We start from the raw sequence: 603 nt of genomic DNA on the forward strand, positions 1-603 counted from the left end.
GGCTCCTAGTGCCTAGGCATCCTCCGTGTGCTCTTTCTAGCTTAACCTAGAAAAAACTTTAAAGATTTTTGCATGCTTCCTAAAAAACACACAACCTAAGTTCTTACTTTACGTTTGTTTCGTTATCTAGTTTTCAAGGAACAACTTTCCATTCGCCATTCAGCGGCAGGAAGTACATCTTAACATGTCAATTCATCAAAGGCAACAATCAAATATTACCAATTATGAGTTGAACGATAAGCTATACGATGTAATCTTGTTCATCACCCTAGTGTCAACAACACCGCCTTATCGGCGGCGGAAGTATGCATAAGGTTAATGGTGGAGCCAAGCGGGATCGAACCGCTGACCTCCTGCTTGCAAGGCAGGCGCTCTCCCAGCTGAGCTATGGCCCCATATTGATGTGATACACCTCAAATGAAGTGTACAAGCTCCATCAAAACTGAACAAATGAAATGAGTAATCAGCGTTTTGTGTGCAAGCACACTTGACTGGATCTATCAGATCCGAGTCTCCATAGAAAGGAGGTGATCCAGCCGCACCTTCCGATACGGCTACCTTGTTACGACTTCACCCCAATCATCTACCCCACCTTCGGCGGCT

1 protein-coding gene, 1 tRNA gene and 1 rRNA gene are annotated in these 603 nt (G+C 44.9%); 1 reads left to right on the top strand and 2 read right to left on the bottom strand.

Features of this window, described 5'->3' with window-relative positions; genetic code table 11:
* Positions 1-184 precede the first annotated feature (184 nt).
* The gene (locus tag HQN90_RS39475; RefSeq protein WP_275942660.1) at positions 185-313 is read left to right on the top strand and encodes a hypothetical protein; all 129 of its coding nucleotides are present in this window, start codon (positions 185-187) and stop codon (positions 311-313) included.
* Positions 314-319: 6 nt separating this feature from the next.
* Here the strand turns inward: HQN90_RS39475 and HQN90_RS38145 are convergent.
* Positions 320-395, bottom strand: a tRNA-Ala gene (locus HQN90_RS38145).
* Between the two features lie 125 nt (positions 396-520).
* Positions 521-603, bottom strand: a 16S ribosomal RNA gene (locus HQN90_RS38150); the annotation flags it as partial.

It is taken from the genome of Paenibacillus alba (assembly GCF_013204855.1).
Lineage (GTDB): Bacteria > Bacillota > Bacilli > Paenibacillales > NBRC-103111 > Paenibacillus_E > Paenibacillus_E alba.

What these genes read in the sequence shown, in the direction of transcription:
- HQN90_RS39475 (WP_275942660.1), top strand. Translation starts at nt 185, where the DNA reads ATGTCAATTCATCAAAGGCAACAATCAAATATTACCAATTATGAGTTG.